At 39.8% G+C, this 15,008-nt stretch carries 11 protein-coding genes and 1 pseudogene; 11 read left to right on the forward strand and 1 reads right to left on the reverse strand.

Going from position 1 to position 15,008, the window contains the following annotated elements; genetic code table 11:
* Window positions 1-22 precede the first annotated feature (22 nt).
* The 4 genes from AC1D69_RS19660 (at window position 23) to AC1D69_RS19675 (ending at window position 5,868) form a co-directional block, all read left to right on the forward strand.
* Window positions 23-1,321, forward strand: coding sequence for an ABC transporter substrate-binding protein (locus tag AC1D69_RS19660; RefSeq protein ID WP_495457841.1), 1,299 nt, complete (start codon window positions 23-25; stop codon window positions 1,319-1,321).
* Between the two features lie 73 nt (window positions 1,322-1,394).
* On the forward strand, window positions 1,395-2,273 hold the full coding sequence (locus AC1D69_RS19665) for a carbohydrate ABC transporter permease (protein ID WP_495457842.1): 879 nt from the start codon (window positions 1,395-1,397) through the stop codon (window positions 2,271-2,273).
* An 18-nt stretch (window positions 2,274-2,291) separates the two neighbouring features.
* Window positions 2,292-3,131: a carbohydrate ABC transporter permease gene (locus tag AC1D69_RS19670; protein WP_495457843.1), complete on the forward strand. Its 840-nt coding sequence runs from the start codon at window positions 2,292-2,294 to the stop codon at window positions 3,129-3,131.
* A 13-nt stretch (window positions 3,132-3,144) separates the two neighbouring features.
* Window positions 3,145-5,868: a glycoside hydrolase family 2 protein gene (locus tag AC1D69_RS19675; protein WP_495457844.1), complete on the forward strand. Its 2,724-nt coding sequence runs from the start codon at window positions 3,145-3,147 to the stop codon at window positions 5,866-5,868.
* A gap of 325 nt (window positions 5,869-6,193) precedes the next feature.
* Here AC1D69_RS19675 and AC1D69_RS19680 read toward each other — a convergent pair.
* A pseudogene (locus AC1D69_RS19680) lies at window positions 6,194-7,266 on the reverse strand (IS1182 family transposase); the annotation flags it as partial.
* A 595-nt stretch (window positions 7,267-7,861) separates the two neighbouring features.
* Here AC1D69_RS19680 and AC1D69_RS19685 point away from each other — a divergent pair.
* From AC1D69_RS19685 to fabD, 7 genes are all read left to right on the forward strand, one after another.
* Window positions 7,862-8,185 carry a PadR family transcriptional regulator gene (locus tag AC1D69_RS19685; protein ID WP_495457845.1) on the forward strand — a complete coding sequence of 108 codons (324 nt, stop codon included), beginning with the start codon at window positions 7,862-7,864 and terminating at the stop codon, window positions 8,183-8,185.
* Window positions 8,178-8,720: a DUF1700 domain-containing protein gene (locus AC1D69_RS19690; RefSeq protein WP_495457846.1), complete on the forward strand. Its 543-nt coding sequence runs from the start codon at window positions 8,178-8,180 to the stop codon at window positions 8,718-8,720. Before AC1D69_RS19685 ends, AC1D69_RS19690 begins: the two co-directional genes overlap by 8 nt.
* 5 nt (window positions 8,721-8,725) lie before the next feature.
* Window positions 8,726-9,469 carry a DUF4097 family beta strand repeat-containing protein gene (locus AC1D69_RS19695; protein ID WP_495457847.1) on the forward strand — a complete coding sequence of 248 codons (744 nt, stop codon included), beginning with the start codon at window positions 8,726-8,728 and terminating at the stop codon, window positions 9,467-9,469.
* Window positions 9,470-9,531: 62 nt separating this feature from the next.
* Window positions 9,532-10,260 carry a thioesterase II family protein gene (locus AC1D69_RS19700; RefSeq protein WP_495457848.1) on the forward strand — a complete coding sequence of 243 codons (729 nt, stop codon included), beginning with the start codon at window positions 9,532-9,534 and terminating at the stop codon, window positions 10,258-10,260.
* Window positions 10,261-10,265: 5 nt separating this feature from the next.
* Entirely contained in the window at window positions 10,266-11,048 is a 783-nt protein-coding gene (locus AC1D69_RS19705; RefSeq protein WP_495457849.1) for an ABC transporter ATP-binding protein, read from the forward strand.
* A 6-nt stretch (window positions 11,049-11,054) separates the two neighbouring features.
* Window positions 11,055-13,451, forward strand: a complete 2,397-nt coding sequence (locus AC1D69_RS19710; protein WP_495457850.1) for an ABC transporter permease — start codon at window positions 11,055-11,057, stop codon at window positions 13,449-13,451.
* Window positions 13,452-13,798: 347 nt separating this feature from the next.
* The gene (fabD, locus tag AC1D69_RS19715; protein ID WP_495457851.1) at window positions 13,799-15,001 is read left to right on the forward strand and encodes an ACP S-malonyltransferase; all 1,203 of its coding nucleotides are present in this window, start codon (window positions 13,799-13,801) and stop codon (window positions 14,999-15,001) included.
* Window positions 15,002-15,008 lie beyond the last annotated feature (7 nt).

Consider the following 15,008-nt stretch of genomic DNA (forward strand, 5'->3'; position numbering starts at 1 on the left):
TCACTTTTTAGGGGGTTATGGAATGAAAAAAGTCATGTCTCAACTTGTACTTGTTCTGATGATTATTACGGTAGTATTGAGTGGTTGTTCGACGGGGGATAATTCTAAATCTAAAAATGAAAGCGCTAACAATGGTGGCGGTGAAAAAGGGAACGAGGTTGTGAAGTTAACATACTGGGTTCCGTTTAGTGGGTCTGATGGAGAATACATGGAGAATATGGTTAAGTCATTTAATGAATCGCAGAAAGAAATTCAAGTCGAGTTCATGAATAACAATTGGGATAATTACTATCCGAAGCTTCTATCTTCCCTTGCGGCAAAATCAGCACCAGATGTAGCAGTGGCGCACGTGTCACACTTGGCTGAATTGATTCCAACAGGGATGGTTGAACCGCTTGACGCGTTAGCGACAGAAGCTGGCCTTGATTGGTCAACCTACGGGAAGAATCAAGAGACGTCAGTTATTCGCGATGGTCAACATGTTGCCATACCGCTAGATACGCATGCGGTAGTCATGTACTACAACAAGAAGTATCTTGGTGATGCAGGGCTTCTAAACGCCGATGGTAGTATTAAAATGGATCCAGGCGCAGAAGGTTTCACTAAGATGCTAGAAGTTCTTAAAGAGAAGTTGCCTGCTGATGTATCGCCTATGGTTATCGGAAGTAACAATGTCTTTACGTACTGGATCTGGTATGCCCTTGTTCAACAACAAGGAGGTACTTATTTTAAAGATGGTCAGCCAACGATCAATACACCTGAGGGTAAAGTTGCGATGGAACTGCTTCAGACTTGGTTGAATAAGAAATTGATGTTACCTGACATCGGTGATAATAGTTACGATCTTTTCAAAACATCTAAAGCAGCAGTTACGTTTACTGGCGTATGGTCAACAGGGAACTTCGAGAGTGAAGCATCCCTTGATTTCGCAGCAGCTCCATTTCCTCAACTATATGACCAACCGGCCGCATGGGGTGACTCGCACACATTGATTGTACCTAAGCAAGATAACAAAGAAAAACAGGTCGCTGCCGTTAAATTCGCGGACTGGTTAGCAGAACATGGTGCAATGTGGGCAAAAGCAGGTCATGTACCATCTAAACCATCCGTATTAGCATCGGAAGATTACAAAGCAATGCCATATCGTGCAAGTTATGCAGCTGTTATGGATGTCGTAAAATATATGCCAGATACACCAAAGCTTGGTGCAATAAATGACACGGTTCTTGAATCGCTTGTTGAAATCAATTATGGACACCAAAGTATAGATGAAGGATTGGCAGCAGCACAGAAAAATGCAGAAAAATTAATGACGAGATAACCAAACAAATGATATATCTACGGGGTATTTAAGTGATATCCCGTGATATCTTCATTTGAAGGAGTGAGAAAATTTGAAATTCAAAAGCCAAAGTTATAAAAACTATTTAGCAGCCCTAGTCTTTTTGGCTCCGTTCATGATTCTCTATTTAGTATTTTGGATCTATCCGATACTCAAAGGGTTTATATCAAGCTTATTTGCTGGTACTTTAGGTGCGGAGAAAACCTTTGTGGGAGTGGACAATTATGAATATATGATGAGTGATGAGAAGTTCTGGAGCTCCTTATGGAATACATTGTACTTTATTGTCATCTCCACACCTTCAATTGTCATCTTAGGATTAGGAATGGCGTTACTTGTTAATATGAAGTTGAGAGGCACGACAATGCTCAGAACGGTTTATTTCATGCCTTACATGCTCTCAGTATCCGTTGTAGGTAGCATTTGGGTATTTATTCTGCAATCTAGAACAGGGTTGATCGCTGAAACGCTTAACTCTATGGGAATGACCATGGAGATATCCTGGTTTGGTAGCTGGGGTATGGGTTGGATCTCCATTTTGATCTCCACGCTTTGGTGGACGGCAGGATTTAATATGATATTATTTCTCGCAGGATTACAGGAAATTCCGGATGATTTATATGAAGCAGCAGATATCGATGGGGCCAATAGGTGGGCGAAATTTCGGTATATCACCATGCCTTCGTTAAAGGGTGTCACCGCATTGGTGATTCTGCTACAAACGATAGCCTCCTTCAAACTGTTTGGCCAAACCTGGCTCATTACCAAAGGGGGACCTGGATCATCCACAACCCCACTAGTTCACTATATTTATCAAATCGCGTTTAGGCAATGGGACACAGGGTATGCTTCAGCCGTATCTTTCGTTTTATTTTTGATCATTGCCATGATTTCATTGGCTCAGTTCAAACTATTGATGGGGAAGAAATAAAGAAGAGGTGAACCATGCATGAGTAACATAAAACGAATGATGAACATAAGAATTTGGGGCTACATTATTGCATATGCGTTTGCCATAATCATGCTCGCACCTTTGCTGTGGATGTTCATAGCTGCTTTCAAAGCGCCAGGATCCACGGTAACGATCGTCGGGGAACTGTTTACAACGAAGTTTTCTCTGGATAGTTTCATGAGCGTACTGAAACCTGATGGAACAGCTATGATGTGGCGATGGACATTGAACAGCATTATTGTCGGTATTGTACAGACAGGTATTACGGTATTGATTAGTTCATGGGCAGCATTTGCGGTGTCCAGAATTCAATTCAAAGGAAAGACCTTTGTATTTGCACTTATCCTAGTAGGGATGATGGTACCTGTAGAATCGATTGTAGTTCCATTATTCGAAATGATAACCGATCTAGGTTGGACGAATAGTTATAACGCGCTTATTTGGCCAGGGATGATGCTTCCGCTCGCATTCTTAATTCTTAAGCAATTTATAGATCAATTACCTAATGAATTATTGGAGGCTGCCAAAATAGACGGCGCAAGTATTTTTACGATTTGGTTGAAATTAATATGGCCATTATCTCGCAGCTCTATGGCTGCGGTCAGTATATTTATTTTCATACAGTCTTGGAATAACTTATTGTGGCCTTTGTTGGTGGCACAAGATACTTCAATGATGACATTACCTGTAGGAATTCCAACATTCCAAAGTATTTTCGCAACAGATTTGGCTGTACCAATGGCCTCAAATGTTCTTGCGAGTATTCCAGCTGTGCTCGTATTCCTGTTATTCCAAAAACACATCATTAAGGGTATCTCTACAACAGGTATCAAGTAAATGGGGGAAAAGTATGAGAGAGAACTGTAGCTTAAATGGGTCGTGGAATTTCCTGATTGACCGAAAGGATCAAGGAGAAAGAGATACTTGGTTTGTGAAAGGTTTAATAGATGCTCGACAAGTTGAAGTTCCACATATATGGCAAAGAGAAGAAGAATACGTGCACTATTGCGGTACAGGATGGTATGAGAAGCAATTCACTCAGGCAGAACTTTCCACCGGTATGAACCTGTATTTATGTTTTGGAGCTGTGGATTTTCAGGCAAGAGTATGGTTGAATGGGGTCTACATTGGTGAACATGAAGGTGGGTTTACACCATTTGAATTCGATGTTACCCAGGTAATAAATCAGGGGGGAATGAACCGCCTAACCGTGAGGGTGTTTGATCCTCAGGATAACGCTGAGATCCCAATTGGCAAACAAGGAAGTTGGTATACGAGAATCAGTGGCATCTGGCAGGAGGTATTCTTGGAGCAACGTTCTAATTGTTTCATTGAACATGTTCATATTTCTCCGAATATTGATGATGAAATAGTAGAAACATATTTACGTATTTCCGGAGAGTTCAATGAACCACTCATTGTTGAGTATACCATTACAAATCACGAGGATTCAGACAACAAGATTGTAGTATTCCAAGACATGATCATGAATAATGAATCTCGTCACCATATACCTCTTGAGAATGCGATTTGGTGGTGTCCCGATAATCCTCACTTATATGATATGACAGTTACCATCAAAGAAAATCATGGCGACGTTATCATCGATGAGTTCGTCACCTATTTCGGTATGCGGAAGATTGAATTTGAGGAAGGTCAGTTGTTGCTCAATCATCAACCTTTGTATGTCCGAGGGGCGCTAGATCAAGCATTTTACCCGGATACAATCTACATTGCGCCTTCAGACGAGTGGATATTAAATGAAATTAAGCTTGCCAAACAAATGGGATTTAACCTACTACGTAAGCATATTAAAATCGAAATTCCTCGTTACCTCTACTGGGCGGATCGCATGGGCATGTTAATATGGGCCGAGCCACCCAATGTAGTGAAGTGGTCAGCACAGAGCAGGCAAAGATTCTATAGCGAGCTTCGCGGAATGATTAACCGGGATTTCAACCATCCATCGATTCTTATATGGTCTTTGTATAATGAGGAATGGGGATTGGAATGGGACCTAGCTAACGATATTGAGAAGCAAGAACATGTGAAGATCATGTATGATGACATTAAAAAAATGGATTCGACCCGGTTGATCTGTGATAATTCAGGCTGGGTTCATGTGAAGACAGATATTAACGATCATCATCGTTATTTTGTACTGCCGGAACAAATCGAAGATTGGAAGACCGACATAGAAGAATATATGGTAGGAAATCCTGAGAAGAACTACGTTAACGGTTATAAACCACAAGGTGAGCCAATTATCGTATCTGAGTTCGGAGTATGGGGACTGCCTAGTGTTCAGAAATTGATAGATTACTATAAGGGTGAACCTTCGTGGTTCGCGAATCTTGGAGACGACACCCATCGAGAAGATTTTAAAAATCCACTTACCGCATTAGCGAATTTCGATAAGTATCAATTAAATCGAATTTTCGGAGATTTCGAGAATTTGTCGTTCTACTCTCAGCGCAGAATGGTTCGAGCTGTGAAATCATTAATTGAAGAGATGCGTAAACAACCACAAATCAACGGATATGTGGTTACTGAATTTACAGACGTTGAATGGGAAACAAATGGTTGGTTAGATTACACTAGAAACATGAAAATCGGTTTCGATAGAGCAGGAGATTTCAACGGAAGTCTTATCGTTATGGCAGATCGCTTGAAGCGTAATCTCTGGTGCGGGGAGACTCAATCTTGGGATGTGATCATATGTAATGACGACCTGCGTCCGCTACAAGGTGAATTGAAGTGGGAAATTAGGGGTACGGATGTGTCTGGCAGCATTCCGATTCATGAAGAGAATCAAGCTTATGTTCGACTGTCGGAAGGTATTCGATTTACTACGCCAAGGGTTCTTACTTCGGCATTTCATACATTAAGACTAACTTTGGTTATGGACGGCGAGGCCGTGGCAACGAACGAAGAGGAATTAACCATTACACCGCAGGAAATTATGCCTTCTGTTGCCGTCTACGCTTATAAAATGGATGCATGTTTTCAGGCTTCCCTTGAAGCCAATGGATGGACAGTGATTGAAAATTTCACATCTGCTCAAGTCGTTATTACTTCTGTCCTAGATGATTCAGTATTGGAGTATTACCGTAACGGGGGGCATGTATTGTTCTTAGCAGAAGAAGGAGATAGGTTATCCGACAAGGGGCAGTTTACGTTCCGAGAGCTTGTACGAGGCGAGAGTTGGAATCGCACTTCCTCATTCAATTACGTCGATCCGACCTATTTCGATGGCATTCCACTCCATCATGAGATGGGCTGGGAAATGGAAGGGATTTATCCTGAATATATTGTGCCATTTAGTAACTATGATAAATTGGGTGGAACGATGGGACGCATTGTCTATATGTTCGGCAATGAGAGTATTACCCACACAAGCGAGATTGTCTCAGGATATTTCCAAGGTTGGATTGGTCAAGCTGGCGGGTCTCTTGTAGTCCAGAGAAGTGCAGAAGGAAGTCTTACTTTAACAACATGGAAGTTAAAAGAAAGTTATGGAACCCATCCAATTGCAACGCAATTGGTGAATGCTTTGATCATGAAGTTCATATAGGTTGAGTTATCCAGGAAAAGATTGCAGAACAAAAGGTAGTTAGTGTTTTGATTTCGATATCCATATGAAGAAGGATCTTCATTATCCTCCTTTAAAATAAAGAAGAACCGTAAACACATGGGGTTACCTAAGGTGCTATAAAAGGGGCTGTCTCAAAAGTGGATAAATCATTTGAAGAGGTAGCCGATTTCCCAAAAAAATATTGATGCACAAAAAATAGTAGGTCAAGTGGGTTATCCTTGCCCTACTATTTGGCGCTTTTAATCCATTGTGGCTTGCTTCAACAGATTTTGGGCAAGTGAAAGCCACCCGACCTCAAGGCTAACTTTTTGCAAACCTCGAAGCAGACGACAGCTCGAATTTCTTCTGCCTCTTAGGTATGCATAGTTTTCTTCTCCACCATATCCAGCATCAGCGATAACTGTTTTCGGGACGACTCCCCATGTGGCTTTTATCTTCTCTAAATGCGGTTTCAGACAACGCGTATCCGTGGGTCTTTGATGGATATTGTACCCCACAATGAACTGGTTTTCTGTCCCGATTTGCACGTTGTATCCAGGTTTCAACTGACCATTCCGCATATGATCCTCTTTCATCCGCATGAATGTAACATCTGGATCCGTCTTATTAAAGCTGTTGCGTTGACCGAGTGTTTCCTGATATTTCTCGTACTTTTGTAGACGAGGGAGCAAGTCCTTACGAAGCACTCGAACTGCCTTTTTCAAGGGCTTGTCTTTCGGCGTTTCCAGAAGACGGTTTTCGAGTTGTTGAACGGCTTTTTCTAGCTTTTGACTGGTAAGTTCATCCTGACCACTTAACTCGGCGAGATCTTGATCTTTGAATTCTTGATCTTCATGTTTTTGAGTTTCTTCGATGGTAGCAAATAGAATCTGTACTTTCTCCTGAAGTTTGGCCTTATGCTTGACGATAGCTTTACCCCAAACAAACGTATAGCGATTCGCATTTGCTTCGATCTTAGTCCATCCATAAAGTAATGTTCTAACGTAACATACTTTTCTTCGATGAGAAACTGAAGCACAGCAGTAAATGCCGTTTCAAGTACGTCTTTCATTCGCTTTGAACGAAAGCGATTAATAGTCCGGAAATCTGGGCGTTGTCGTCCGGCCAACCACATGAACGGAACTTGTTCTCGTATGGCTTTGGCAATTAAGCGAGAAGAATAAAGCCGCTGAGTGTACGGATAAATGATAACTTTAGTGAGCATTTTTGGGTGGTAACTATCCCTGCCACAACCGGGATAAGCGGCATCAAAAATAGAATCGTCGAGTCGATTCACAGCCGTGTTAATGAGGCGAACGAGGTGGCTTTGAGGAATCTCTTCTTCCAAATCCATTGGCAGAAAAAAGCTAGCTGGTCCATGGTATATTGAATGTACAAAAAAATCGCTCCTTTGGTATGGTTGGTGGTACTTCCATTTTACCAAAAAGAGCGATTTTTTTGTGTTGTTATCGGTTGAAAATTTGAAAAAATACGCTTAAAGTAGCGTAGAGGACGGAACGATTTCGTAAAAAGCGATAGCGGTCGCCTAAAAGCTTTCCAAAGGAAAGCTACTCCGAAAGCATACACTGTCTCCGAATTTCAACCGCTGAGTGGTTCCAATCCAGAAATTTGGAGACTGAGAAACGGTCCGTTCGCGGAGCGTCCTCTCAGAACACCTAACTTTCTCCTACAAAAAAAATGGGGTGCCCCTAGCCATTTTCATGACTTATGGGACAGCCCCAGGTATAAACACCTTGGCATTAATTAAAATAAATGTGTACTTTCTAGTTGAATGTATAAATTGGAAATAAATTTCTTGAATACCTTGTAAAAATTAGTATTACATAGTATTATAATTCCAACAAATGTATATAATTATGAATAAATGGATTTTTTGATACAGTACCTTGTATAGCGAGGTACTGAAAAGTGGTTTTTTTTTGATCCGGTACCTTATATTGCGAGGTACTGAAAAAAAGAGATGGTGGTATATGTGAATATACAGTTTAAAAAGGGTGTGCTGGAACTATGTGTGCTAGTACTTACTGCCAAGAAGGATCGTTATGGGTATGAATTGGTAGAAATGATATCACGGAAATTCGAGATTGCGGAAGGAACCATCTATCCTCTACTGCGTCGACTAACGATGGAGAATATGTTCTCAACCTACTCAATTCAGTCAAGTGTGGGGCCACCACGGAAATATTATAAGTTGACGGAGCAAGGTAGGAAATCAATGGAAGAGATGTTAGCTCAGTGGAGTCTATTCGCTGATGGTGTGCAAGACATGATTGAGGAGGGTCTTCGCGGTGAATAAACAAGCGTATATGTCAGAGTTGGCACAGCATTTAAAGCCATTAAAACAATCCGAACTTCAAGTCGTTCTTCAAGATTATGAGGAACATTTCGCTAATGCTTTGTATGGGGGACGTGATGAAGGAGAAATAATACGACGATTGGGTAGCCCATTAATGGTATCGAAGGAAATATTCGCACAGACAAAGCTTCGAAATGCGACAGTTTCACCTTCACTTAACAAGGTGATTAAGGCAGTTTTAGCTATAACTGCTTTAACAACCTTCAATATAATTCCTGTGTTATTACCTTTTGTGCTCACATTGTTAGCGTTGGGGATTATGTATATTATTTCTATTATATTCATCGCGTCACCTGTGATTCTATTAATTCAAGACGGTATAAGTCAAACTTTCATGTATGAACTATTCTGGATATTGGGATTGGTTGGCTTTGGAATGATGATGATGTTGGGACTGATCAGATTGACGCAATGGTATTACCGCCAAGTATTACGTTATTTAAAGTTTAGCCTTCATAGATTGGAAAGGGGATGAGTAGATTGAATGGACTTTTATTGAAAATAGCGTTAATTCTAATTATTGTTGCAGTAGCTGGGAACATTATCTTATTCATGATAGGGGTATCGCCGTTCAATATGGTGTCAGTAAATGTTGAAAAAATGGTTAATCCCGCTGGTGTACGGAATATACAAGTGAAGTCAGATACAGAAGATATTGAATTCTTAACTTACTCAGGAACTGAAATTCAAGTGAAGTTACATGGCAAGACAGCAAAGCGATGGGAAAATGATTATGATCTTCAGATTGAAAGAAATAATGGGGAGGTATCTATATCTGTCCAAGAAAAAACGAAGCAGAAGTTTTTCAGTATCTACACCAATATTAAGTTGACCATTCAAGTTCCCGAAAATGTATTTGATCTAATCGACATAGAAACAGATACTGGCGACACAACAATTAATCATGTGGTGTCTAATGAATTTCGTTTAAATAGTGATACGGGGAATCTCAATGTCAATGTTGAAGAAGGAAAGTTTGATATATCTACAGATACAGGTGATGTTGCACTCCAATTGAAACGTATTACATCGGATATTGCGGCAACAACAGATACTGGGAATATAACCGTAACTGTAGCAGAATCGCCCAATAGCTTGCAGTACCAGTTAGTAACAGAAGATGGCAATCAAGAAGCTGATATCCCGCAAAGTTCAAGTGGTGAAGGTGGACCCAATGTAAATTTAACCTCGGATACAGGGGATCTAAAATTGGTTCAACGTTAATAGTATTTGTTCATAAATATGATTGAATATATGAATCTTAAAGAATAAGGAGTTAAACGCCAATGAAGCAGATTTCCTTATTTTGTATCCCTTATGCAGGAGGGTCCTCATCTATATATTATTCATGGAATGAGTATGCCCATCCTAATGTTAAATTGATCCCCATTGAATTGAGGGGTAGGGGTAAGCGATTTACAGAGCCGATGTTAGAAACAATGGCTGAGGCTATTGACGATCTTTATCAGGTTGTGGAATCAAGGCTAGATGATGCACCTTATAGTCTGTTCGGTCATAGCATGGGTGGGTTGTTAGCATACGGCCTAGCACATAAAATCAGGCAAAAAAAAGGATTGGAGCCGATACATCTGTTTATTTCCGCAAGCAGAGCTCCACATCTGCACAATAACACAAAACATCTTCATCAGCTTAAGGATCCGGAATTTCTAGCAAGAATTTCACTACTTGGCGGAATACCTAGTGAAGCATTGGAGAATCAAGAGCTCATGGATTTATTCACACCCATTATTAAATGGGACTACAAGCTTTTTGAGAGCTATAGATACTCGCCTCCCGAGAAAATTCTGAATTGTCCGCTAACCGTGTTTACAGGCTTATATGATAAAACAGTCTCATACTCGGAAGCTTTAGCTTGGAAAGAACACACAGATAACGAATGTAACGTCCTTCAAAAAAATGGTGGTCACTTCTTTATTAATAATCTATCGAGGCAAATGGTAAGTATGGTCAATTCCATATTAACAGATACAAACATGAATCATGAATGGGGATGAGTTAGATGAAAGTTCAATTACAGACCAGTGAAATTAAAAAAGTCATCCTGAGAGCTGAGAACTTGTACAAAACATATACAACTGGAACAGAAAAATTCCATGCAACAGAGAATATTAATCTGGATATTTATGAGCGAGATTTTACAGTTCTGATGGGGAGTTCAGGGTGTGGGAAGTCAACCTTGCTATACATGTTAAGCGGACTAGATGACGTCAGTTCCGGCAGTGTCTATTTCAGAGAAGAGCGTATAGATCAATTCTCAGAAGACAAGATTACCATGCTGAGATCGGAAAAAATCGGTTATGTATATCAATCCATTAATTTGGTACCAGATCTCACGATGTATGAGAATATAGCTCTACCAGGTTTTGTGGCAGGCAGGCCAAAAAAAGAAGTAAAGGAAAAGGCTATGTCACTTATGAAGTTAATGAGCATCGATGGTCAACAAAGTCGGTTACCATCTCAAGTATCTGGAGGTCAGCAGCAAAGGGCAGCGATTGCCAGAGCCTTGATTAATTCTCCAGAAGTTATATTTGCAGATGAACCCACAGGATCACTGAATCAAGAACAGGGAACGGTTATTTTAGATTTATTGACCAAAATTAATAATGAGGGACAATCGATCGTTATGGTGACTCATGATATTAAGGCGGCTTGTCGTGCAGATCGTGTCATTCTTATACGTGATGGAGAGATTGGCGGTTGTTTGGAACTCGATAAATATAAGCCGGAAAACCAAAAAGATAGAGAAAATAAGATATTTCTATTCGTTTCCGGAAAGGAGTAACAACCTATGTACCCAGTATGGTTATTATGCAGTTCCAACCTTAGAAAGAAGAAGGTTCAAAACTTTTTTATCGCTCTGATCATTCTGCTCTCTTCTGTACTGCTGATGACGGCCGTAGCTGTAATAAATAATTCTGATGACGTCTATTTGAAAACACATAGTCAATTGGACGGAGCGCATCAAATCTTGAAAATTGAAAATGGATTGCATGATCCTTACAAGGTTGAGCAGTGGTGGGAGAATCAGCAAGGGGTTACAGTATCTAAGATTATGAAATATCAAAATGTAACTGGAGTTACTCACGAAGGACAGGATTATTCGAACGTCGATGTTATTATGATTGATGGGCCAGATCAGCCATCTGCTGTCGATCGATTGTTATTCGATCAAGGGGAAGAAACGGTTGAACCGCAATCCGGGACGGTATGGATTCCAACCACACTGGCGAGATCAAAGGGGATTCTGCTAGGGGATACGATAGGATTTAAGACGGAACAAGGTTCGCTTGAATTTAAGGTTTCGGCAATTGTTGTAGATATATCTTACAGTGCACCTTTCACATCTACTGCGCGTATATGGATGAATTCGAATAATTACCAGCAGAATCTTTCAGCTATGCATGACTCAGACAAGTTCATGCTTGGATTGAGATACGAGGATTATAACCAAAGTCAGACTTATTGGAGAGCTTTTGAAGAGGGATTGGGATCACCTTATCTAGAATCAAAAGCGGAGTATGAAGGCCTATCATCCTTTTACTTGATTACCAATAAACTTATTGGTTTTGTCATGATATTTCTTGCATTAATCATGACTGCTATCGCATTATACACGATTTACTTTACGATCTCAGATGAAATAATTTCCTACTATAAAACGATTGGGATATTAAAGTCGGTCGGTCTCTCATCAAGGAAAATCATTCGTGTCTTTGTGATACAATATACATTTCTTGCCGTAGTTGCAGTAATTCCGGGAATATTGCTCAGCTATCTTTTCTCGGATTTTATTATTGACAGTTCAGTCTCTTCGCTCAAAACAGGAACATCAGATATTAACGTACTGTCTATTGGTTTCTCATCGTTAATGGGTGCTCTAATTATCTTGATCATTCTTGGAGCAGCATGGTTATTCTCAAATAAAGCGAGAAAAATTGAGCCAGCACAAGCCATTCGTTACGGGATGTCCGAGAAGAAATCTGCACGGAAATCTTCCCTTCTGGGTAGAATGATTCTTAGTTTCGAACGCCTGCCAGTGACACTTGTCATCGGATTAAGAGGAATTCTCAAGAACATTCGCGGTTCGTCTTTGATGATTATCATCTCAGGTATGACTTCTGCAGTGCTGGTATTCGGGTTTATCTTTATTTACAGTATTATTTCAATTGGGCAAACCATACCCAAGTGGGGTTACGATTCTTCTGATATATCCATGCGTATTGATGATCCCTCGAAACTATCATTTGAACAATTACAAACAGAGTTTCAAGCAGATGAACGAGTTGCTAACTTTAGTAGATTTGGAGAATTAAATGGCATTATTCCTATTTCTGCTGATGTGTTAGAACAAGAACAGACTTCAATCGGAATTTATTTAACCGTACTAGATGGGAATTATGATGACACAGGTGTTGTTAATATAAAAGGACGGAATCCTAGCAATGGGGATGAAATCGCCATCGGAGTAAGTGTGGCTAAGAAGTTAAATAAAGAGATTGGTGATTCCCTCGAAATTTATATTCAAGGACAGCCGATTACCTTGAATGTTACTGGGATCTATCAGGCGATTGCGAATGGGTCGAATTCCGCTAGAATCAAGGCGGAAGCCGTTCAGAAGATTCAACCTAACTACAAAGATATGGATTCGTTCCTTATAAATTTGAGAGATGGAGAATCAGCAGACTTCTACGTGAAGGAATTAAATCAAAAATATGGAATCGCATTATGGACTGCGACACAGCAGACTTTGGTAGATGAAGTATTCTCTGAAGCCGTGACTATACTTGTAATTCCATTGGCCATCATGGGAATATTGTTCATTATGGTTACGTTCATTATCATTTACAGTGTAAGTCGCATAAATATTAAAAAGGAAAGTAAAACCTACGGTATTTATAAAACGTTAGGAATGACTTCAAGAAATATCAGAATGTCTATCACTTCAGGCATTTTTGTACTTTCACTAATTGGTGGGTTGGTAGGATCGCTGATTGGAATATTCGCACTTCCACAACTGCTTAATATGGTATTATCGGACTTTGGAATTGTAGATATACCGTTAATAATGAATTGGATAGGAATCATACTGATGGTGCCTATAAGTGCATTAGCAGCTGGACTCGGATCATGGATGGCCTCTAAATTGGTACAGAGAACATCTCCTAAAATCTTGACAATTGAATAAAAGAAGGTTCAAAAAAGCTGAAAATCAATAATTGATTTTCAGCTTTTTTGCGATTCATATTTATGATAGATTAATATAAAAAGAACAATATTTTACACTAATTTACATAAAAGTGCTTGTCTTTATATATTAAATAGATTAAGATAATACCAAATTCTTATATATTTAATAATTTTTAGTGGATACCTGCGATATTCTGTACGTCTTTGGTCGGACTCAAGGAATATCTTGGGAGGGACATAATACCTAATAGAAAGATTGGATAAGTATGTCTATTATTAGTCTACTATGGTGTGAACATTGATATTCATTGTTGTAAATGATAAGAGAAATGGGGTGGCTTGCATATGGATAATGTTGCTTGTTTATTTCCAGGACAAGGCTCTCAGTATGTTGGAATGGGTCAAAAGTTCTGGCAGGAGTATCCTCTTGCAAGAGAGCGGTTTGAAGAGGCTGAAGAAGTATTAGGATGGAATCTCCGTAAATGCTGCTTTGAAGGAGATCTCAGCGAATTAACACAGACCATGAATGCTCAACCCGCAATTCTAACTCTAAGCGTCATCTCGTACGATATTTACATGCAGGAGATTGGTGTTCTTCCTCGATGGCTTGCTGGACATAGTCTGGGGGAATATTCAGCCTTGGTATGTAGTAAGGCGCTTGCATTTTCTGATGCTGTGAAACTTGTTCGTGCACGTGGGAAGTTCATGCAGCAGGCTGCTACATCAGGTATTGGGGCTATGATTGCCGTTTCTGGGATGGATACAACTGATCTAGAAATATTATGTTTTCAGAATTCGACAGAAGCTGAACCAGTTGTTATCGCCTGTCGAAATACTGAGTTCCAGAATGTCGTTTCAGGTTCTAGAATTGCAGTGGATCGCCTAATCGACCAATTGGAAGAACGTAATGTGAAGTATTCATTTTTGCAAGTTAGTGGTGCATTCCATAGTCCTCTGATGGCTACAGCCGCTATAAATTTAGAACAAGAGTTAAAGAAATATACCTTTCAAGACTTCCAAATCCCCGTCATTTCCAATGTTACAGCTGAAGTATACGACAATCCTCTACAAGTTACTGAATTATTGAAGCAACAAATGACAATGCCTGTTCGATGGCATGAATCAATGAAATTACTGAATCGTACTGGAGCGAGTACTACAATCGAACTAGGACCAAAAACAATATTAAGCCAAATGATGAAAAAAGTAGTACCAGCGGTTCAATGTCTTTCATTAGATTCTCCATCTGATTTAAATCGACTTCGTTCTCTAGTAAACAATGCTGACAAGAACTACCTAGAAAGTTTAGAAAGTTACTTTACCGCTGCTACGATAACAAGAAATTACAATGACAATATAGCGGAGTACGAGCAAGAAGCACTTCCACTAATAGCACGTTTGAGAAAGTTGATACTAAATTTCAACGAAAGTTCACATAAGCCGGGACAATTACAAGTGATTGAAGCGAAGGAACTATTGAGATTAGTGCTGTTCATGAAGAAGTTGCCGGAGGATGAACAAAGAATTATTTACAATTCAGTCAAATAATTTTTCA

The organism is Paenibacillus sp. Y301 (genome assembly GCF_059445505.1).

Excerpts from the sequence above, each read along its gene's own strand:
- AC1D69_RS19660 (WP_495457841.1), top strand. The coding sequence starts at position 23 with ATGAAAAAAGTCATGTCTCAACTTGTACTTGTTCTGATGATTATTACG.
- AC1D69_RS19670 (WP_495457843.1), top strand. The coding sequence starts at position 2,292 with ATGAGTAACATAAAACGAATGATGAACATAAGAATTTGGGGCTACATT.
- AC1D69_RS19675 (WP_495457844.1), top strand. The coding sequence starts at position 3,145 with ATGAGAGAGAACTGTAGCTTAAATGGGTCGTGGAATTTCCTGATTGAC.
- AC1D69_RS19700 (WP_495457848.1), top strand. The coding sequence starts at position 9,532 with ATGAAGCAGATTTCCTTATTTTGTATCCCTTATGCAGGAGGGTCCTCA.
- AC1D69_RS19705 (WP_495457849.1), top strand. The coding sequence starts at position 10,266 with ATGAAAGTTCAATTACAGACCAGTGAAATTAAAAAAGTCATCCTGAGA.
- AC1D69_RS19710 (WP_495457850.1), top strand. The coding sequence starts at position 11,055 with ATGTACCCAGTATGGTTATTATGCAGTTCCAACCTTAGAAAGAAGAAG.
- fabD (WP_495457851.1), top strand. The coding sequence starts at position 13,799 with ATGGATAATGTTGCTTGTTTATTTCCAGGACAAGGCTCTCAGTATGTT.